Source organism: Paenibacillus sp. AN1007 (assembly GCF_040702995.1).
Lineage (GTDB): Bacteria > Bacillota > Bacilli > Paenibacillales > Paenibacillaceae > Paenibacillus.
The window spans coordinates 1,574,008-1,595,559 of the sequence record NZ_CP159992.1 but is presented as its reverse complement, the minus strand read 5'-3'; the positions used below and the strand labels follow the sequence as shown (position 1 = coordinate 1,595,559).

The 21,552-nt window shown below is 39.8% G+C and carries 20 protein-coding genes; 3 read left to right on the top strand and 17 right to left on the bottom strand.

Features of this window, described 5'->3' with window-relative positions; all coding sequences use genetic code 11:
* Window positions 1-53: 53 nt before the first annotated feature.
* Entirely contained in the window at window positions 54-1,646 is a 1,593-nt protein-coding gene (locus ABXS70_RS07205) for a catalase (RefSeq protein ID WP_342551841.1), read from the top strand.
* A 590-nt stretch (window positions 1,647-2,236) separates the two neighbouring features.
* Window positions 2,237-3,607, top strand: coding sequence for a right-handed parallel beta-helix repeat-containing protein (locus tag ABXS70_RS07200; protein ID WP_342551842.1), 1,371 nt, complete (start codon window positions 2,237-2,239; stop codon window positions 3,605-3,607).
* Window positions 3,608-3,787: 180 nt separating this feature from the next.
* Here the strand turns inward: ABXS70_RS07200 and ABXS70_RS07195 are convergent, their stop codons facing one another.
* From ABXS70_RS07195 to ABXS70_RS07115, 17 genes are all read right to left on the bottom strand, one after another.
* Window positions 3,788-4,069 carry a DUF6809 family protein gene (locus ABXS70_RS07195; RefSeq protein WP_342551843.1) on the bottom strand — a complete coding sequence of 94 codons (282 nt, stop codon included), beginning with the start codon at window positions 4,067-4,069 and terminating at the stop codon, window positions 3,788-3,790.
* Window positions 4,070-4,345: 276 nt separating this feature from the next.
* On the bottom strand, window positions 4,346-5,599 hold the full coding sequence (locus ABXS70_RS07190; protein ID WP_342551844.1) for a Wadjet anti-phage system protein JetD domain-containing protein: 1,254 nt from the start codon (window positions 5,597-5,599) through the stop codon (window positions 4,346-4,348).
* A complete protein-coding gene (locus tag ABXS70_RS07185) occupies window positions 5,592-8,993 on the bottom strand; it encodes an SbcC/MukB-like Walker B domain-containing protein (protein WP_342551845.1) in 3,402 nt (1,133 codons plus the stop codon). The genes ABXS70_RS07190 and ABXS70_RS07185 overlap by 8 nt, the downstream gene beginning before the upstream one ends.
* A gap of 2 nt (window positions 8,994-8,995) precedes the next feature.
* Window positions 8,996-9,637: a DUF4194 domain-containing protein gene (locus ABXS70_RS07180; RefSeq protein WP_342551846.1), complete on the bottom strand. Its 642-nt coding sequence runs from the start codon at window positions 9,635-9,637 to the stop codon at window positions 8,996-8,998.
* The gene (locus tag ABXS70_RS07175; protein WP_342551847.1) at window positions 9,627-11,033 is read right to left on the bottom strand and encodes a Wadjet anti-phage system protein JetA family protein; all 1,407 of its coding nucleotides are present in this window, start codon (window positions 11,031-11,033) and stop codon (window positions 9,627-9,629) included. Before ABXS70_RS07175 ends, ABXS70_RS07180 begins: the two co-directional genes overlap by 11 nt.
* A 585-nt stretch (window positions 11,034-11,618) precedes the next feature.
* Entirely contained in the window at window positions 11,619-13,217 is a 1,599-nt protein-coding gene (locus ABXS70_RS07170) for a protein kinase (protein ID WP_342551848.1), read from the bottom strand.
* Window positions 13,218-13,347: 130 nt separating this feature from the next.
* Window positions 13,348-13,815: a hypothetical protein gene (locus ABXS70_RS07165; protein ID WP_342551849.1), complete on the bottom strand. Its 468-nt coding sequence runs from the start codon at window positions 13,813-13,815 to the stop codon at window positions 13,348-13,350.
* Between the two features lie 85 nt (window positions 13,816-13,900).
* The gene (locus ABXS70_RS07160; protein WP_342551850.1) at window positions 13,901-14,296 is read right to left on the bottom strand and encodes a hypothetical protein; all 396 of its coding nucleotides are present in this window, start codon (window positions 14,294-14,296) and stop codon (window positions 13,901-13,903) included.
* A 77-nt stretch (window positions 14,297-14,373) separates the two neighbouring features.
* Complete coding sequence (locus ABXS70_RS07155; protein WP_342551851.1) at window positions 14,374-14,790, bottom strand: hypothetical protein; 417 nt, start codon at window positions 14,788-14,790, stop codon at window positions 14,374-14,376.
* A 20-nt stretch (window positions 14,791-14,810) separates the two neighbouring features.
* Window positions 14,811-15,296, bottom strand: a complete 486-nt coding sequence (locus tag ABXS70_RS07150) for a hypothetical protein (protein WP_342551852.1) — start codon at window positions 15,294-15,296, stop codon at window positions 14,811-14,813.
* A 75-nt stretch (window positions 15,297-15,371) separates the two neighbouring features.
* Window positions 15,372-15,839: a DUF2004 domain-containing protein gene (locus ABXS70_RS07145; RefSeq protein ID WP_342551853.1), complete on the bottom strand. Its 468-nt coding sequence runs from the start codon at window positions 15,837-15,839 to the stop codon at window positions 15,372-15,374.
* 224 nt (window positions 15,840-16,063) lie between these two features.
* On the bottom strand, window positions 16,064-16,663 hold the full coding sequence (locus ABXS70_RS07140) for a pentapeptide repeat-containing protein (RefSeq protein WP_366294982.1): 600 nt from the start codon (window positions 16,661-16,663) through the stop codon (window positions 16,064-16,066).
* 144 nt (window positions 16,664-16,807) lie between these two features.
* The gene (locus tag ABXS70_RS07135; protein ID WP_342551855.1) at window positions 16,808-17,245 is read right to left on the bottom strand and encodes a hypothetical protein; all 438 of its coding nucleotides are present in this window, start codon (window positions 17,243-17,245) and stop codon (window positions 16,808-16,810) included.
* Between the two features lie 406 nt (window positions 17,246-17,651).
* Window positions 17,652-18,140 carry a hypothetical protein gene (locus ABXS70_RS07130; protein ID WP_342551856.1) on the bottom strand — a complete coding sequence of 163 codons (489 nt, stop codon included), beginning with the start codon at window positions 18,138-18,140 and terminating at the stop codon, window positions 17,652-17,654.
* Window positions 18,141-18,375: 235 nt separating this feature from the next.
* Window positions 18,376-18,705: a hypothetical protein gene (locus ABXS70_RS07125; protein WP_342551857.1), complete on the bottom strand. Its 330-nt coding sequence runs from the start codon at window positions 18,703-18,705 to the stop codon at window positions 18,376-18,378.
* Between the two features lie 130 nt (window positions 18,706-18,835).
* Entirely contained in the window at window positions 18,836-19,180 is a 345-nt protein-coding gene (locus ABXS70_RS07120) for a hypothetical protein (protein WP_154983734.1), read from the bottom strand.
* Window positions 19,181-19,200: 20 nt separating this feature from the next.
* Complete coding sequence (locus tag ABXS70_RS07115) at window positions 19,201-20,334, bottom strand: WXG100 family type VII secretion target (protein ID WP_366294977.1); 1,134 nt, start codon at window positions 20,332-20,334, stop codon at window positions 19,201-19,203.
* Between the two features lie 515 nt (window positions 20,335-20,849).
* On the opposite strand from ABXS70_RS07115, the gene ABXS70_RS07110 reads away from it, so the two are divergent.
* The gene (locus tag ABXS70_RS07110; protein WP_342551860.1) at window positions 20,850-21,407 is read left to right on the top strand and encodes a DUF4879 domain-containing protein; all 558 of its coding nucleotides are present in this window, start codon (window positions 20,850-20,852) and stop codon (window positions 21,405-21,407) included.
* Window positions 21,408-21,552 lie beyond the last annotated feature (145 nt).

Genomic DNA, 21,552 nt, shown 5'->3' with positions numbered 1-21,552 from the left:
ACAGGGAAAATATATACAGGAATCCAACTTCAGGAAAGGTGGTATACCGCTCTATGGATAAACATTCTTCACCATCCGGGCATTCCTCAGACCCATCCAACGAAACGCTGACAGATCGGCAGGGCCATCCGATTACCGACAATCAGAACGTACGAACCGTGGGCAGCCGTGGACCAACTACGCTGGAGAACTATCACTTTTTCGAAAAAATTACACACTTCGACCGCGAACGTATCCCGGAACGGGTCGTGCATGCCCGCGGGGCTGGCGCTCATGGCGTATTTGAAGCGTATGGAACGGCTGGGAATGAACCCGTATCGAAGTACACCAGAGCACGTCTTTTTCAGGAAAAAGGCAAACAAACGCCCGTGTTCGTGCGCTTCTCGACCGTCATTCATGGCGGGCATTCCCCGGAGACGCTGCGGGACCCGCGCGGATTTGCCGTTAAATTTTATACCGAAGACGGCAACTGGGATCTGGTCGGCAACAATCTGAAAATCTTCTTCATCCGTGACCCGCTGAAATTCCCGGATATGGTGCATGCGTTCAAACCCGACCCGCTGACCAATGCACAGGATATGGAGCGTTTTTTCGATTTTGTCTCCCTCAGTCCCGAAGCGACACATATGGTGACCTTTCTCTTCTCTCCATGGGGCATTCCGGCGAATTATCGGCAGATGCAGGGGTCGGGCGTAAATACATACAAATGGGTGAACCAGGACGGCAAAGGGGTGCTCATCAAATACCACTGGGAACCGTTGAAACAAGGCATTCGCAACCTGCTGCAAAAGGACGCCAGTGAAATTCAGGGTCAGAACTTCAACCACGCCACGCTCGATCTCTATCATGCCATTGAACAGGGTGACTATCCGGAATGGGAGCTATGCGTTCAGGTGATGGAGGACGGTGAGCATCCGGAGCTGGACTTTGACCCGCTGGACCCGACCAAGCTGTGGCCGCAGGATCAGTTTCCGTTTCTGCCTGTAGGCAAAATGACGCTGAATCGCAATCCCGAGGATTATTTTAATGAAGTGGAACAAGCTGCATTCGGGACGGGTGTGCTGGTGGACGGGCTTGATTTCTCGGATGACAAGCTGCTGCAGGGACGTACCTTCTCCTATTCGGATACCCAGCGTCACCGGGTGGGTGCAAACTATCTGCAATTGCCCGTGAATGCGCCGAAGAACCGGGTAGCTACTAATCAAAGCGGCGGGCAAATGCAGTACAAAGTGGACCGGGCACCAGGTCAAAATCCACATGTGAATTACGAGCCTTCTTCGCTCGGGGGATTAACGGAAGCTCAGCCGCGCGGCAAGGAGCATGAACCGCTGGTGGAAGGCCATCTGGTGCGGGAGAAAATTGAGCGTACGAATGATTTTGGACAAGCCGGGGATACGTACCGGGCGTTCGAGGATTGGGAGCGGAATGAGTTAATCATCAACATGGTCGGCGCATTGGCCCAATGCAAACCGGATATCCGGGAGCGCATGATTTCTTATTTTACCCAAGCGGATGCGGATTACGGGCGACGTGTGGCAGAAGGACTGGCTGCTGTATCCACAGACGATAGTGAAACAGTGCAGCCGAAACATGATCCGAGCGTTGAAGAGACCGAAAAGCGCAGTCGGGAAACGGATGGGTATTAATTGGCGCTAGATGAGCTGGACGAGTATTGTCCATAATTAGATGAGTATTATTGCATAAAAAGTCAGATGAATTATCGCCCCGTGAGTCTGGGTGCCAGTGTTGGCAGCCGCTTATGGGGCTTTTTGTTTGGAGAAAGCTGTTGATATTGGAGAAAAATGAAGTTCAAAGCGGTAGATTCGGGATAAGTCTCGTGTGATCAGCTCGGGAAAAACAGGCATATTTACGTTCATTTCAGACGATGGTTCGTTAAAAAAAGGCGATCAGCCAATGATCGGATTACATTTTACCTGTGGATGGGATGGGATTCGGAGCAGTTATGCCTGTCCTGCCAGTCTTGAACGCGACCTGATCAAATGATTATTGATGAGAGCGTTTACAACATTTACCATGAAGCTGTGTCCGGGTGGATACCTTTTAGGCAGTGAGCCAGGTAGGACGAAGCAAGTGACGTATCATATTGTGATTTCATTGAAGGTACTCTCTGTTCTGTTCTGCTTTGTTCTGCTTGTTCTGTTCTGCTCTGTTCAGTCCATACCCGGTTACCCGCCAGCTCGATATTTTATCCCAATTAACCAAGGAGGCTTGCATCATGAAATTATTCCCTTCCACATCTACTCATGCATCTGCACGATCCCAGCGTTCCCTGAAATCCAAAATGACTAACATCTGTCTCAGTGCTGCGTTCCCTCTATTACTGCTAAGCGGTGGTTCGGTGGGTGCCGCAGAACTTTTGGAAGGTGGATTGCCTAATACCTCAGAATCAGAGTCAGTGGTGAACAGTTCCAATCTTACGCTGGCTGCGGGCGATTTGTATGTGTCTCCTAACGGTTCTGCCAGCAATCCGGGAACGATCAATAGTCCAACGTCACTCGCTAACGCTCTGACCCAGATCGCCCCTGGCAAAACGATCTATCTACGCGGCGGAACCTACAGCTTCTCGCAAACGATTACCATTGAACGCGGCAACAGCGGCACCTCTTCACAACGTAAAAATCTGGTTGCCTACGGATCGGAAAAACCTGTTTTCGATTTCTCGGCTCAAACCTTTGCTTCCACGAATCGGGGATTGCAAATGTTCGGAGATTACTGGTTCGTAAAAGGACTCGAAGTCAAAGGTGCTGGCGATAACGGCATCTTCATCGGTGGCAGCTACAACCGTCTGGAGCAGATCGAAGCCCATCATAACCGGGATACAGGTATTCAGATCGGGCGTTATGCTTCAACGGCTGCCAAGAGTGAATGGCCTTCGTATAACGAAGTCATTCGTTCTTACTCCCACAACAACTACGACCCGGATGACGGCGAGGATGCGGACGGTTTTGCCGCCAAGCTGACGGTCGGTCCGGGGAACGTCTTTGACGGCTGTATTGCCGCTTATAACGTAGACGATGGCTGGGATCTCTATAGCAAAACAGACACAGGCGCTATCGGTGCAGTGACGATCCGCAACAGTATCGCATACGGTAACGGCGCCACCGCAGACGGAACATCCACTTCGAACAGTGATGGTAACGGCTTTAAGCTGGGCGGCGAGAAAATTGCCGTAAATCATATTGTCGAGAACAACATTGCGTTTAATAACAAAAAACATGGCTTTACCTATAACAGCAATCCGGGTTCGATACAGATGACTAACAACACCTCATGGAACAATGGGCAAAGCAACTTTGCTTTTGACAAAGGTACCCACATCTTCACCAACAACCTGTCCTTCCAAGGCGGCGCCAGCGACAAAACCAGCGGGACCGATGTCAGCAGCACCAACGTCTGGTGGAAAAACAAAAAAAGCGTCAACGACAAAGGCCTGCTCGCCAGCGCAGCCGACTTTGTCTCCCTCGTACCTTCGGTAACCCGCGCCGCAGATGGAACGCCGGTACTGGGTAATTTCCTAAAGCTTGCAGGTGGCAGTGATCTGATTGGGTCAGGTACGCCAGCGGGGAAAAATATTGGAGCGCGGTAGGATGTAGCGTAGTTTGGAGTTAGAGTTAAACATGTGTGTTGAGTGCACATGTGAAATAAAAGAAACGGATAAACGTAAAATCCCTTCTCCATGCCAGCTGGATGCTGGTGTTGGTGAAGGGGATTTTTGAGTTGCTGGGCATACCCTGCTAACTTATGGATGGATAGATTGAATAGATAATTACGGTTTGCATAAAACCTCAATGATGAGTTTACCGCCTGTACGAAAACCTTGCTCAAACGCTGCTTCCACATACATGGACGTGGACTGTTCGATCAGGTCTACCAGTTGTTCCAAATCATCGTATTCGCTCTTGGTAAGCTTTGTTTTGTAGCCTTGCATGAGGTCCGATATTTGACTATTAATCTCTCGATACTCAGCTTGATCAGGATGAATCGACTCGTCCAATCTTAGGTTTCCGTGAAACAAATCTTCGATCAAGTTTGACATATTATCCCTCATGATAAGGTCACCTCAGAAAGATTGTAACTCAAGGGATGAGGTAGGATGAGGATTTAGCGGGAAATGCGCTAGTATTTTTTCGTTTTTGGTGAAATTGAGTCGAAATTAAAGTTAAACCATGCCTCAAACACCAAATGTCCGCTCATCTTGCTGTGGTAAACGTGTTTATGAAGCTACGAACGTGGCAATTCTGATTATTCCAACGGCTTTATTTATAAAGCTGGCTGATTATTCAGACCAGTAGAGATTAACTTCCGAAACCGGGTAATTGAATTATTAAATAAGATCGGTCAACATAGCTTCCTGTTCCAGTTTGACACGATTTTCTATCATATGGTCAATGCAGGGTAAACAATCGACAAGCTCGCTATGCCGCTTCAAGCCACATAGCTTTTCAATATATTTCGGCTGTAGTGATGCTGTTAACAAAGAATATCTTATCAATTCCGATTTTTCCATGCGGTACGGAATAACATCGTTCTTAATTTCCCGTCTTAGTCTTGCCAGCATAGAAAATCCACCAAAGTCGATATCCCCCCAATGATACCAATGGCTATTCGTAGGTATGGATGCAGCAACAGCCATTAAAAATTTCCGCTTAGCAGGGCTAAATTGCCCTCCGTGGAACACAACTAATTCATGGTCCTTTTTTTGCTTATAGATATACTCAATATAGTTTGCCCTATTTTCTATTGAGATCACACGTTCTATTGTTGGAGATAATCTTAACTGACCTCGTTGGAAATCTTTCGAGTTCACAACGCCCCCAAAAATCAAATGTGAAAAGTCAATGGTTCCGCTATCAAATGACATGGTTACTTGCCCACAAAACTCCAATTGTTCTGGATACTTCGTAATACCTACTTGTCTAAGAATTTCCTCATCAGTATTATCATCTTGATAATCTAGATATTTGTACAATATGCCAAGCAGCCGTGCTCTTATCGCCTTCTCGAATCTCTTTGAATCCCCGAAACATTGAAGCGAAAATACACGTTCAAGCATTTCTAACTCACCCATTTGATCAATAAAACATATTGCACGAAGGAGATCACTACGCTCGCTTCTATCTACTGGTAATCTATTTCCAATAGAGCGTTTTCTAGAAATGATGTCATATGCATCGCTCAGAAACTGTTTTGCCCATCCGCTACGAACTTTATCTATTGAATTCAACAGTTCTAAACAAACCTCATCCACCACATCGCCCTTTGGTTGCCGCCCAATCAAGGAGTACGCAGATGAGATATTCTCAAAATTCAGCCATACCTCTGCTATGATATGACTTTCTTCACCCTTCATCCATCGATATGATAAGAGCTGCGCCTCATACAAGGCCTGTACTGCAAAATTTATCATACTGCGCTTTTCATATTGCTCTATATCATACTGTGGGAACTCTGTTTGTCCTCCATCATATAATTTCAGCATAATTCGACGTGTCGGACGTTTTTCCGCGTAAAAAAAACTACTACGCTCATATTTATCAAGTAAAGCTGAAACTAATTGGCGCTTAAATCCTTCACTCATATTCAAGCTCCTCCAACTTCCTAGGGTCGAAACTACGCACGCATGCCTGCTTTCCTACACGTAAAACGCATAAATTCCTATCTACAAGAGTGGCAATATCCCCAATTTTATCAGGTGGTGCTGAAAGTACCACTTGAAAGTTAAACTCACGTAACAATTCAACACTACGCACAATTCGCTCGCCATCCATCTTGGAAAATGCTTCATCAAACAGAATGATACGAGATGTATTAGCTGTCTTGTCCCGGCCAATGCGATACAATTGCGCAAACGATGCTAACACTGCAATATAAAATGGCGTCTGAGTTTCTCCACCAGATTTTTTCCCAAGTGTTTTAGAGAGTCTTTGTGATTCTCCCTCGCGGTTAATGACCTCTAAATCGAAAGAAAGGTAAGTACGATAATCCGTAAAAGCTTGTACTCGTTTTTCATAATCATCGCGTTCCTGCGCTTTCGATCCGGTTCCTTCATTCGTAATAATTGCAAACAGTTCTGCAATCTCATCCTTGTATTTTGCATTAAACTGATCAGACAAAAGATTATACCCGCCTTCCAGCAGCATTGGATCTACAATCATATCATAATATCGTTTATATTCCTGTTTTGGAATAATCAGAAAACGATATGTATCCTCCCCAAAGGAACTTCCGCTTAATGCACTGTTTAGTCCATCAATCTGCCGCCTTGCATCCTTAATGTTATATTGTAGACGGCTTAAAAAATCCTCCTGAAACTGCTCAAAAGCTTTATTTCGGGCATCGGCGATACGAGTCAAATATTCCGGAAGTTTAATATCGCTGAGCTCAATCCACGCATTATCGTAAGCGTCATTACTCACGACGTCAATATCATACCCCATTTTATACTTATCATTATATTGGCGGCGCAAAGTTCGCAACCCGTCCCACAAAGCGTTTTTAGCGTTTACGGAGCGACTAAGTTCTCTCGGAAATGCCCGTTCAATATCAACTGCATTACCTCTACTTAAGAGCTCTCGTTGATATCTTGTATTTCCTGTGCTCTGGAGCCATTCTGCTTCGTATTTTCTAGAAAGTTCTAACTGCATTGTTTCCAACTCTTTAGAAAGTCTTGGAATTGTTTCCTCTATGCATACACGCAAGCGTTCTTCGATGGTGCTGGATTCGTGCTTATATACGTCAATCTGTTTATAAAGAGCCCCCAGTTGTTGATCCAATGACTCGATGCGTTCCTGCATTGCTTCAACAGCACTTTTATCAATAGACTCCATACTTTTATTCAGCAAAATGACTTCTTGTTCTATCTCTGGAATCTGTCCAACATTTACTGCTGCCGTAACAGTTTGTTTGGCGTCCGATTCGCTTAAAATCATTAGAGCATTTCCCGATTGAAAGGCAATCTTTACAGATGCACAAACAGCTATTTTATCAGTTAACTCTTTAATCTCTCTTTTCACATCTTCCAAGCGTTGCTGAATCGCACCTTGGCCAATGGCAGGTTTAGCCCATCTGTCTGGATTCATCGCTCTTACAACAAAATTCTGGTATAACATTCCATCGTCTGTAATCGCTGTTCGATGCCGGCGTAAATCACTGACGCGGTCACATTTTTTCACACGACCAAGTGTAAAATCTAAAAATAAGCGCACATTGCGATCATCCGTTTCAAGTTCTTCAGCAAGGCTTCCAGGTTCTGCTATGGGATTTATTCTCTGCAGCTTTTCAATATCCACAATACCAGTGTTATAGATGTTTCGTTGTCTCTTAATTTCATCATAAACACGAAGTGCAGTGTCAAAGTGCTCCGGGGGAACAATCAGATAGAATTTTTGTGTATTAAGATATCCTTCAATAACATTACGCCAGCGTTTATTCCTAAGTTCAGCTGCTTCCGCCACTACTACTACCTTAACTGATGAACCAGTTTGGGTATGCAAACGCCCTATAACAGCTTCCTTGAGATCAAGTACATCCTGTGGAAAGCGGTAGATACCCTTTTCAAGGGACTGCTGCTCCGTCTGTAATCCTTTACGATTATCTGCAACCTTCTGTATTTCTTCGGAGAATCGTGAAACGAGGCCGTTGCACTGCATACGTATAGCATCCGCTCTGGCTGCATAGTGAATGAGCCCTTTCTCCCCAACTGTTAAAATGGCTGCTGCATCACTATTTCCGAGTATTTCAAGCTTGGCATAAAACTGTTGTCCTTCGTCAACAAGGTCATGAACACGAGTCGTCAATATCGGATCGAGGGAGCTAGTATCTGTCCCTTGAATTTTCTTAATGAACCCATTAATGTTCATCCTCCATGAAGCAATGCTTTTTGAAAGTAATGCAGAAGTCCTACCGAAATCCCCATGAAGCGTAGATATTAGTTGCTCTTTCTCTGAGATTTGAGATTGAAGATTCGCTAAAACTTGCGCTTCCTTATTACTGAGCAGGTTGGCTTGCATGATATTACGGTCACCCTGCAGTTTGCTCTGTCGCTCAGTTTCCTTAGCTAACGTATCCTTCAATACAGTTAGCTGGGCAGAATAAGCGGTTACTTTTTCTTTCTCGCCTGCACTAGTAGTCAATTTGATATCTACTTGCGCGCGGTCAATCAGATAGGAATATAGAATTTCATTTTGTCTGTGGGTTTCAAAGGTTTGATGATCCGTAACAATGTGTTCAAGCAACGTGATTCGATCCTTAAGCACCTCAGCCTCTTGCTCCAGGCTTTTATAGCTTCTAATATTTTCCTGCATACGGCTGACATCAACTGTTTGTTGCGTATCGCAGACGAATTCTGAGATAAATTTTTGTATGTCAACATCGGGATTAAACGAAACAGCTTTCCTCAACAACTGGCCGAAGCGATCACGCAAGCCTCCAAGTTTCCCATATAAATCCTGCCTAAAATCCCGATTTACATCGGTAGTATAACTACGTCCTATCGAATAGTGTTCCTTGATATGTGCCCTCAAAGTTGTAATATCCATCGGCTTCCTATTAATGACAAACTCATTTGACGGCATAACTCCGTCAAATCGAAAAAATAGTTTTTGCATATCGTTTTCCGAATAAGTATCAAAGCAACACCCTGCGGTAAAATATTTTTTCTTTTCCTCATCAAAGAACTCTAAAGCGATATAGCTTGTAAAACGTCCATTACGTAGATATTTAAAACCAGAATCCTCATCGTCACCTAATTCACCGCGTAAATATCCACTTAAGTTTCGATTACCACGGCCACTGGCAGCCTTGTTGAAGAAACTACCACTAGTATCGGCAAGAAGTAACAACTGCAAAGCATCCATAACCGTCGACTTCCCGGAGGCATTTTTTCCGGTCAGAAAATTCACTTTATCTAACTCAATAACTTCATGGACAAAGTAGTGCCAATGAATCAGTAAGAGTTTTGTCATCCGTTTCATTTCTATTCCTCCTGTTCTCCAGTTGTACTAGTGTCGTCATCTACTCGAAGCTCATCTAATTCTGTTATCATATCGTTGATGCCTTGATTGGAAATAATAGATAAGATGGATGGAAGAATGAGAATTTGATTGCCTTCATTGTTCCATGCAGAAGATTCCATTTTCTGAATAATATTATGATGTGCAAGCGTTCTTTGAGCCTCAATACGTTCTTTTTGTGTTGTTTTCCCCTTATCAAGAAGACCAAGTATACGCATTTTTTCAACAACTGCTTGAGTATCTGTTTTAACCGTATGGAAGCTATTTACTTGTTCTCGCTCTTCTTCGTATATAAGACGGCATGTATATAAAAACAATGTAGTGAATCGATCAATCCTCAGGCGATTATGGTCAAATATATTTATTAAGGACATGATTCCATAATTATCATCTTTTTCAAGCCTCCAGCCAGTGACCGCAAAATAATCTTGCAAAATTTCAAATAGACGTGAAGCGATCTGATAGTCGTAGTTTGGCAAGGTCATCTGCTGTGAAGACTGATATTCATATCGCACCATATATGTATGAGATAATAGGTAATTCGCCAAACGTTTGAACTCGCCTTTCTCATAAGTAGTAAGTCCTATGTACTTCTCATTCCACATGGTGGTCCACCTCTCTTTTGCAGAACGTCATATTAGGAATTATGTAACCATTTCTATCAAGTCTACCATTGTTCATTTGCACCTTGTAATTCATGCCTCGTTCATTAGCACGAACCATAGCCAGTATCAGAAGTACAAAGTCCTCATCGTTATTAATCGATATTGTCTCACTATTAATAGACGATTCATTTTCTTTGAAAAGACTGTTTACATATTTTCGAATTCTTTCCACGGGGTATCCATTTTTAATTTGTTGCAGCATTCCAGTCATAGCCGCATTAGAAAACGTATTATCCTCTGTGATTTCCAGCGGTTCAGAATTGACACGCCTACTACGTACATTTTTATGATAGAGAGATTTTCCATCAATAAATTCTTGTCGATTGACTCTTATATTCTTTTCAAGCATTTCAACGATTACCGTGCGCTTGGTATCTGAGGATTTTGAGTATTCTTTCAACAGCTCAACCAGTTTTCCCTTGATACTTTGGTCTGCAGTCATCAGGTATTGGATTTTTTCAATAGAGCTTTTTGTGTATGCGTTGTGCTTTCTATCAATTTCATTCACAATTCCTCCAATTGACTGGTATACATCCAAAACATAATCAATTGAAGATATGATCTCCTGCCCCGCCTCATCATCATTCTCATATTTTCGGATCGTCATGGCTCTTGATCGCATTCCATCCATGAGTTCTTCATCCGCAAGAATATCTGACAGTATCTCCTGAATTGGTGCCATGTAACGATGAATAGAATCCATTGTTTTAATCGGATGATAAATACTGTCGGACATCCTTTTGTATTCTTCAAAATGGTTTTTCAGCAGCACATTCACTTCGCTCTGCTCCTGTATTCTCCGCAAATAACTGCGAATTCCATGATAAAGCCTTTTTAGCTCGTAAGTAAGTTGCTCGGTGTTTGTCTTTGCGGACAAGACTGCCTCATACATTTGCCCTTGATGTTCATTTTTAGCTTGCTTGAGACCAGAATAAGTCGCGAATACGAGGGAGTTATAATCGTGCAGGGTCTGATCACTTAGTTCACTCAAAAGCTTCATTACTTTAATGGCGTAATCACGTGGAGTAATAATTTCAATAAATGATCCATCCAGAAACTCCTTATCTACCCATCCCGTTTTAACCAGGCGGTTCAATATCAAACGCGCCTTAACATTAGATGTCAAGTTGACTTCGGTTACTTCGTCATCTTCTTCGAGCATAAAGGATTTATCCTCAATTTGGGCTATCAAAGACGAGATATAATCGTCTACCCGTATATTAAGTTCATACTTGAACATCTGATGTAGCAGCATGAGCGCATCAACATATATTTCTTTGTTCCCCGATGACAGCACAGAGAAAAAATTTTCAGGAATTGTGTCAAAAATGTTCACGTGTCCACCTGCCAATCCATTTGGTATTATAATTCATTTGTTTGCAGTAGGTCTTTTAATACAGTCATATTATACTATAAAATGGAAGAATATGACGACTTATGTTGACTTATACTTATAACAAAAAAACTCCTGTCAAAAAATCAACAGAAGCTTCTTTGAATTTCATTTTCACGCTCCCCCATTAGGTTAGAGGCACTTGTGAATCAACAACTAGCTAAAATAGAAAATAAGTTTATTATCATATTAAATTTGTGAAAATCTTTTTTCGACCTAGGGAATCAGTTCACTGAATTACGTGCGTGCTGCACAAGTATGGTGACTTTTTCTTGGCTAATTTATTGGGTACTTTTTAGTTATCATGGGGCATCACTTTAGGTGGTACTCTCAAAATGAAAATATAATTGACTTCTGCCTAAGAACTGACTGAGAATTTACCAGCTTGGTGGCCATACTGCACCGAATCACGGCTTTTGTTTTGTAGATAATATACTGGAAAAAACATTAAACTCCGAGGTGAAGATTGTGAGATTTCCATCAGAATTATATTTGACCTGACCTCCATTTCCGAGAGAAACATTCTCTTCAAATACAATATTGATAAGAGAAAACAGAGCGCCCAGATATTTTTTCGCTTTCGTATATTTCGTATCCATCTATTTTTATTAGCTCATTGATACTCTCTTTGACACTTTGCCAATCACTTTTCTCTGAACGTACTAATGGATGAAACATTTCACATAGAAACTTAAGCAATACTTCATCGTTACCAGCTACTAATCCCAAGCTCTCATCGTGAAAAATCCAATCATACTGATAGTCTTCATTCGCCACAGTGTGTCGTTGTATTTCCTCTTTGAATGTTTTTAAACGAGAATCTCTACTTGGCATATTCTCCAAGTCATATAACCGATTGAGAAATGTAACACAATTTCTTTTACCATAATAGTGAAAAACACGTTCTGGCTCCTGATATGCACCTGATTGTGAAAATACGTAAGTATTGCAATCATCATAATAACGTTCAGTTAAGTAATCAAAAACCGCTTCTCTTGTTATCTCTGTAATTCTGTTAGGCATTGTAATAGCAGAAGGTAAACTGGATACGATTTCCTTCGGATATAACATGGCTAATATCTCTTCACATGATTGATAACGATCAACAGGATCACTAGTCAAACATTTAAAGATGATATCACTTTGAAGTTCTGTGGCGTTACCAGACTGTAATAAAACTCTCCGGGCATCTCCTCCAACAGGAGATCGTCCCACTAATAGATAATACCAAATTGCACCTACAGAATATAAATCGCTTCTTATATCACGTAATCTAGGATCATTTATCAACGCAGGATCGGTATATGCTCCACCGGCTACACGTTCTCCAGTTTTCGTTAGTTTTGTATGATTTTCATTCTCCAAGAAGGCACTGATACCAAAATCTATAATTTTGAACTTTCCATCCTTTGTGACCATAATATTGCTGGGCTTTAAGTCTCGGTGAATTACGCCCATTTTGTGAGCATAATTCAACCCCTTTAATATTGCAGTAATAGGTTTTATAGATCGTGTAAAAGAAACTGAACCATTCTGCGATATGAAATCAAGTAATGTATCCCCTTCCACTAGCTCCATTCGAATAAATGGTTTTCCATCTATGCGACCTATGTCGTACACTCGAACAATATAATCACTGTTTAATTGAAATAACATCTTTGCTTCTCTAAAAAAACGTCTTTCACCTTCTATATGGTCATCGTTAGAAACAAATACGGGTTCGAATATTTTAACAGCAAAATCAACTTCTAACAATTTGTGGTGGTATTTATATACTACTCCAAATCCTCCATTACCAAGCTGTTCACCTAATTCATAAGCATCAATATTAATTTCAAATTTGTCACTAGGATATTTTTCTAAGTATTTAAAGATTGGTTCTAATTCTTGATCAATAAAGTTTCTACGTTCCGCGTAGCCTTTAAATTTAGTTTGCATAGCTCTTCTAAAATCTGAGCTAGAGCGATTCAATCGAATAAAAGCTGGTAACATCATATTTAATTCATTATCAGTTGATAGAATTCTTAAATCTTCTTTATAGTCCGGATCGGGATACTCTCCATCTGTAGCTTTGGCAAGCAAACCTATTTTTAATCGCTCCGCAGCATCTAAAAGTGAATTATTCATTTATTAAACTCCATTCCTATAGAACGACTGTTATATCCATTTCGTTCCGTGAAATTCTGCTTTATCATTGATTTAATGTCCTTAGTGTCTTTGCACATTCAAGATTCATGTTCTTTTTACATAATTAGATCTACCATTCAACTTGTTGTCTCTCAATCTCACATATCTCGATATGGATTTTTTTGATCCAGTCTAATGCTCCTTCCGCTTCTTCTTTCATAATAACACCTCGCTGGCTTTTATATTTGAAATTCTCTTTTGCCCATAACAATAAGATCTTTACATATTCTACCTTCTCAATTTCACATGTTCTGTTTTCTTCATCATCTTCAGCAAAGATATCTTCAAAATTTGTAAAAAACTTGTCTGATCTTATTAAATTGACGTTCCCTCCACCTTCGTATAGCTTTATTTTTCCTTTCAGTAATTCAATTAGTTTTCCAACCTCTTCCTGGATCGTGGCGGAATCTCCAAAAATATCTGATCCCAAAGAATTAGTTATCAGATAACCATTCTTTAATGATGAATCAATGCCTAAGTCCAGGATAACTTCGTTGAAATCTGCTTTATATTCAATGGCATACCTGTATTTAAACATGTTCGTATCTCCTATAAGTATGAATTCATTATTTCGTCCTGGATATTCCCAATCCCATCATCTTCTTATTTCAAAGAGTCTCCGTCTATACCATGGCTTTAAAAGGAGCATGACCTGTTTCAGTATTCCTTAATAAACTCGATTTTCTAAAGCGCAAACTGGTTTCCAGCTTGAAGATCGCGTTATCTCCGTCCATTTCTACAAAAGATACATTAATCCATATCGGAGCTTTCGGGAAAAGCCCTCCTAAAACCCCAACAACATCTTTTAACCATAGTTTCTTACCGCCAACATTCTCTGTGGATAACACAAGGCGTCTCATCATTTCATCGCTAACATCTAACATTTTCCCCTCTTCCTCAACGGGCTCGATGACAAACTTAACGATATCGCTCGAAATGTTTGTAGTCTTTCTTATCGTATCAACTGCTTTAGATAAATTAGTCGAAAAAATTTCTTTATTCATTTGAGTAATCAACATATCTCCTCCTATTCGAACTTCGAACCTTGATAAAGTCTTTTATAGGATCACCATTTGGGATGATACCTGGACATGGATTACTTATTCTCAAAATCTTTAACTTGCTCAATCTTTTGTGAAAAATCGCAAGCCTTTCGAAAATCTTCTTTCATGTAAAGTTCGATTAAAACATTTGCCTCTTCTTCCCAATCGGGACCATATTGTAAAAGGTAATCTGTAAACCCTGCATAGTAGGAACGGTTGGATGGATTTAACCAAATCAATCTTTGATACATCTTCATTACACAAGGAATCGGCAGAAAGAAATGAGTAAGTTCGTAATTGATTGCTTTCAATAAATGATCCGAGTTGTCCGTATGATCTATTTCAGATATCAATTGATGGTATAAAGAGTCTACCGTCTCTCTCGTTGTTTTTAACTCTGTCTGATCTAATGTCGACCAATTCTGGTCAATCCACTGATGCAGTGTTTCCACTGTTTTTTGTAAAGTCAAAGCCTTCATCCTTTTTCTCATTAGTCTCTAGGATTCTGATAGCACCAGTCTGGATCATATGGTACGGACTTCATTTTTTGAATGTCCCCCCAGTTGTATAGCCAATCATTGTCTGTTATCCAGAAATAATCATCAGGATTCAGTTTGAGATATTCATAAATAAAATGAAGTATTAACTCCTGATTACCATAGATATCTTCAATATGACCGACCTGACATAGCGATTCATTAGTGTCTAAACCTAAATCTTCGTGATAATAAAATTCAGTACTCGGGCTGCTTATGCTGTGAATATGGAAAATAAATGAGGATTCAATGTCTCCAGTAAATGACTTACGTTTAATGTTAAGCGTTGTATACAAAAACTCTCCTTCATTTGTATATGTTTTGTTGTTATAGAAATAAAGAGCAGAATCTGAATGAAAAGCGGCAACAATAGTATCAGCCAGGAGCTGGTCTGGAGAATATTTATCTTTTTGCGTTAAAATAACAGCTGAAGTGCCCATGAGATTGTAATCCCCTCCTGATTATGTTCCACGGACGACCTGATCTTTTGTAGTTGTTTGCAAGCTTGAGCAAAATTAAATTACGATATCCTGGTATCCTACCTCAATCACTTCTTCATCCAATAAACGAAGTCCCACTCCATTTTCCTTGTCCCATGAGCAATTAAATAGTACTCCAATATCTCGGCCGTCCCTTATATCTCCATAGGGAACAACAATTCCATCTAACTCAATCATCTCTAGAATTTGGTCGGTTGTTTCAACTAAGGGATAGTTCTCATTAAAAGCAATATCATAACCCAGTTCATATCGCCTTTGTTGATAATACTCTAGGAGTGATTGTAAGAAAATTTGTTGCAAATCATTCCAATTTTTCATTAATGCCTGATATGCCAGGTACTGTCCTTCATCAAATATACCATCTTCATCTCCTTCAATTATGAGTGATATTTTGTTTTCATTTTCAAAAAATTGAATAGTCATGTCCTTAGTCCACACATAATCATGTTCAAGCTCTCCGAAAACTGAATCATTCATTTTCATTATAAAATCTTCCTCAACTATTTTTTTGCAAGTCCTCTAGGTTCACACGCCAGACAATTTTATTCTCAGAGAAGTTAGCAAATTGTTCTCACTGTAATATTGTATTGCAGCATCCCCTTCTTTGTTATCTGCAAACCTGGCAGGCAGAAAACGAAGATAACCCAAACAGGTCAATCATTGTAGTACCCAACTAAGATCAACCTGTCTGATGTAGTGAAAAAATATTAGGGTTCACACTTTTCTAAAAACCATTTCCTAGCTTCTTCTTTTTCTAACAACACTGGTTTTTCCGGTGTGCCAATATTTATACTCTGAAAAAAAGCTTCTTCTATCCCTTTAATACTCTTTAGTTTTACTTCATTTAACAACGCATCTTTAAATGTTGATACACTTATATCTACATTTTCTAGTCTTGCATTTCTAAAATCTGTTAAATGGAAAGATATATTAATCAGATTACAATCGACTAAACATGCGTTATTAAATGCTGCTTCCCAACAATCAGCTTTACTAAATCTACTATTTTTAATGATGCAGTTGGAAAAATCCGTATACCTGAGATCTGATTTATAAAAGTCACATTTATCTAAAGATGCATTGATAAACGTTGATGAGGCTAATAATGATGAATGAAAATCAACATTTTCCAGTTTGAGATCATCAAAAGTGCAATCTATTAAATAGGATTGTTCAAGTAATACTTCGGATAAGTCAAAAACTCTTAAATCAACTTCATCTAACTTTAACTGCTCACCTTCATCACCAATTGTCTCAACCCACTTTTTATGCAAATTAAACATATTAAAAACATTTATTTCTTCCATTTTCTCACTCCATACGGATACCACAGTATTCCAACTTCTATTGCCGCTTCATCCATTGATTTTCTTCAGTTGTTCAATATGCTCAGGCCCACTTGGATTTGAAAACTTTTGACGTCTCAATCTATGCCTGTAAGGGTTGAAATTTCACTCATTTATTACTGTCTTCGTTGCTAATATTCCACATAGTTCGTCGTTAGAAATAAAATAGATAATTTCTCCATCTGATATACCCAATTCAATATGGGTTACTTCTTTTAGCCAAATTACAAAACCACCTTCAAAAACCTGAACGAATGGACTTTCATATATGGAGTCTGTTACTTCAAAATGCGGAGTTCCCATAATATTTCGTCCCACATTGTGAAGTAAAGGACTCTGAACTGTCTTGGGATAAATAAATTCAATTTCCCCAAGAGCCCCTTCAGTATCCAACCAAATACATCCACCACATTCAATTTGAATTGGAATACAATCACCTGACATATGTTCTGTCAATATATTATATGTTTGTACAGATGGGGTATAAGTAGATTCCGTATAAAATCCTGCATCTGACTGCTTTACATTTTTTATATTCAACACAGTAAGTACTCCTTCCTAATCTTTGAAACTACCAGGTTGAACTCCTACATTTTAAAAAAAACTGAGACACCATCGGTTAGCTTCACAACAAAGAAACCCTAAAGGATGGTCTTTAGGGCTGTCTTTAACCTATGATTGATAATACAATTCTGAATACGTCTTATACCAATCAGGACGGTTTGCTTTAATCACAGACAACGCTTCAATCACTGTAACTCCTGGTTTGATAAATTTTCATAATCAATGCGTTGATTAGTCAGCCATATGTGTGCTATAGACTCCCCACAACTTGCCGCTGTCTTGCTGGAGCGTTGAAATATTTAAATCATTCATTGGAACTTGTCCAGTACGTGGTAAATTTAAATTTGCTTCATTGCATATTATTTGAAATTTTCGTTATCCAAGACTACAGGTCTTTAATGTCAATCGGTTCTTTTTCCAAAAACCTAGTATACCATTCATTCAAAGGGAAATGAGCAACATTTGTTATATCTAATGCAAGCGGTTTAATTGAAAATGAGCCTCCTCTTTCAAAAACTCTTATTAAAAGTTCATAAATATTCAAGTATTTATGGGCAACTGGTGATTTATCTGCATACTTAGCCAGCTGTAAATAATACTCAAATATTCTTTGTACATACAAATTTTTGTTTAAAAATTTTACTGCTTCTGGACTACAAAACATTGAAATCTCTATTTCATCCTCAACGTCACCCAGCAATTTTGCTATATTCGTAAAAGCTGGTGGTAGGGGTTTTAGCTGTTCCTCTTTAAAAAAAATAGCTAATCTTCTTAAAAACTCATAACCCAATTTAGAATCTTCATCAGTCACAGTTGTTCCTATCTTATCCCAATGTATATTATTTATTTTTAATTTTGCATTCTCAAGATACATTTCTTTCACCTCATTCGTATTCGATATCTTTATCAAAATGTTTATTAAAATCCTCAGAAGCAAGGGCTTTAGATAAATTCGTCGAAAAAATTTTTATTCATTTGAGCAGTCAACGTATCTCCTCCTGTTTCACCCCATTGAAGAAATCTTTATACGAATCTTATGTATTGATTGAATGATGGATTCACTCTGCAAAGGGTAAATCCATCAAATTTTAACATGACTAATATTCGATCTATCCTATAAAAAAAACAGCATCTTTGCGCTGAAATGCTAGTGGCAATTTATTTTGTAGACTCGTTATTCTTTCGATCATTTTATCCCTTTGTTCCTCTGCTAAATTTTTTACGGCCCAATCTTTGATTTGAATTAGTTCCTCAATAATTGACGGTACATCTTCCTCCTCTACATCAACACCTGATGAAAAGAGGTCCATCCATTGTAACCCTAGTTCCTCAATCGCAGGTTGCCAACATTCTTTAAAAAACGATTCCGTAGCAATTGGGACAAAGAAACTCTGTTCAAAATCATTTTGTGGTTCATATATTACAGCACTAATTGACATGCATTTATTCGCCTCCAAAAGCAGCACTAAATTTGTAGTCTGGAAACTCTTCTTTTAGTTTATTAATGCTTTTTCTAAAGTAAAAAAACCTTGAGGGATGCCCCCCTTCAAGGTCAACTCCAAATAATAATTAAGACACAATGAAATCTTCTATTGGAACTATATTCCCATTATCATCATCAATATAAATGTCACGCGGAAAATTCTCTTGGGACAATATTTGTTTCATCAATTTTTCATTCGTATACGTCATCATTATAAATTGAGGGTTTGAAAAAGGAATTCGTTTTATATCATCTTCTTCATAATCATTAATGATATCTGCTGCACTTTCATAAAAAACATGATCGTAACCGTAATCTACAACAAATCTATTCTCAGTAAGATTAGTAGATTTATTTTCACCGTAATGTTTCAGATTACGAATACGGTTAAGATTGAAACTTTCATTGCCAATAAGAATTATCCATTGCATACAGCATTCTCCCCTTTTTATTACCTACCCACATAATTAATTAAGTCTGATTCACTTGTAAACACTTGGAACCCTTCTTTTTGAAGCCCTTTTACAACAGCAGAATTTGAAATTTGATTAGGTAAATATACAATAACTTCTTTATTTGTACTTGAGGCAGTATTTATTGCTTGTCGCGTCGCACCTTTTCCACCACCTTGTTTAACTTGAATTATTGCGTTATCAAGCTCAATATCATAATCTGTCAATGGTGTTCCATCATCTCTATATACTTTCTTGTTTACATCTACCACTTTACCAGGATATCTTGCTTCAATAGCATTAGCAGTTTCACCTACATATTTATCGGTTGAAATAAACGTCCTAACGTTACTAGTACGCTCAGTACTGCTAGTTTTCCTCACTTCAGCCGCTTCCAAATTCTTTTTAATCTTCGCCACCGCCGGATCAGAAGCAGGCAAGCGAAACGGACCTTTGCGACCAGGCATACTTCCGCGAACCATCTGAAAAGCCATAACGATCTGGCTGAACTTCAGAGAAGTCAGCATGATCTGAGCATACTTATCGGATACAGGCTCGCCCGTGAAGGGATGGATTCGATTTTCAAAAGCTTTAATCTGCAACGCATGAATATCTTCCTCCGGCTCTTCCACATAACCTGCTGCTTGCATCCGATTGATATCCAAATGCCCCTGATCCTTCTCATAAGCTTGCAGAGATGCCTGATCGGGAAAACCCTTTTCGTTTACAGGCATCCACATCAGCCTACCAAGGACATCGACTTGTGCCATCCGGTAGCCTTTGTCCTCCGAACCCGTATCACTCCCTGTGCTCTTCATCATTGCTGCCGCACCAACAGCACCAATAACACCGCCCAGACTCCCTTTCTCCGCATCTGCATTCTCAAACCGGATCGCGATATCCTTTAACTCTTTCGAAGTATACACCATACTCTCAAGTGCTTTCTGTAGTACGGGACGCGACCGCGCAAAATCATCATAAAAGCGCTCCTGTGTCACACCCATCCACATGGCTTGAAGGAACATCATCTGCCTGGAGAGATTATCTTGGATATGCTCCAATTGCTGCCTCGCCTGATCCACCTGACTTGATACGTGATGTAACTGCTCAGGTGTTACTTTGATTGTACTCATCCGTTTTCACCGCTTATTTTATGTAGAATAAAACTATGTTAGCAGAAGTTTGATGGCAATTTCATCCGGCTAACTTCCTGATTTTGATACATTATCCTGTACCAGATTTAACTACAATCGTGCTCAAGTCTTATACATTTTTCTTTTTAGTATGAAAACAATCCTTCTAACATTTTGTGTAATTTGTGAATATGCTTGACTTCCTTCAACAACAAGAAGTACTATACGATTATACATATGGAATATATTTCAATTTAAACAATAATTTTGTAATTTAAAACCGATTATCAGGCTTTACTTATTATATCATTCTGAACCTGCCAGAGCGCTCCAGCCTGCAGCTTTCTTCCCTCTTCGTGCTATCAATAGAAACAGAAACAGATATTATGGGAAGGATCATTCTCACAACGAAAGGAGGATACGTAGGTTTCCATCTGCAAGTTCATCTTTGTTAAGTAAGTATGTGTATCTTTATCTGCGGCTCATCCATTACAAGAAAGGTGGAATTGATCTCTATGAAAAAGTTGTTTAGCTTGGCTCTTATTCTTGTTTTAGTCTTCTCGTTTAATGCAGCTGTTTTTGCCGAGGCTCAGACGGCTCAACCCAAACCTTTAACGAAAGAAGAAGTGGTGAATTCAAAAGCATTCCGTGAAGCTGTAGAGGCAGCCAGAGCGGAATTGAAAGCACAAAAAGACAATGGCGGCCCCGTGCTGCATGCACCTGCGCCAAAGGTATCTCACATTAATGTATACGCTGTCGCTTCCCCTAATGGTGGTCAAGAAATTTACGGCTTCAATAGCAACCCGTTCTCCACTGCCCATGATCATGGGGGGGACTGGATACAGTGTGTTACTTTCCAGATCGGTTATGACAGCTCTCACTTCGGCACACTCGCAGGAAATAAAATGACAAACAATTGGTCTGAACCTATAGATCTGGACGGTGATCGTGTTATAGATGCCTTTGCTTATTCTTGGCTATATGAGGCACCTAGTACGGGTGGGCAGTTCGTAGGAACCGTTTACTCCATTAATATTCCAACACAGTGGACCGGTTGGATTAATGTTCGTTAAGTTCTAAAGCCCAACCTACAAAGGCTTGATATTCTTTTTTATGTAACTACGCCTAAGCACGGTGATGTTGCGTCTGTTTCTTCTTTTAACAATTGAATTAGGACATTATCTTTAAAATAAGTTTTGAAGAAGCTCTCACAGATTA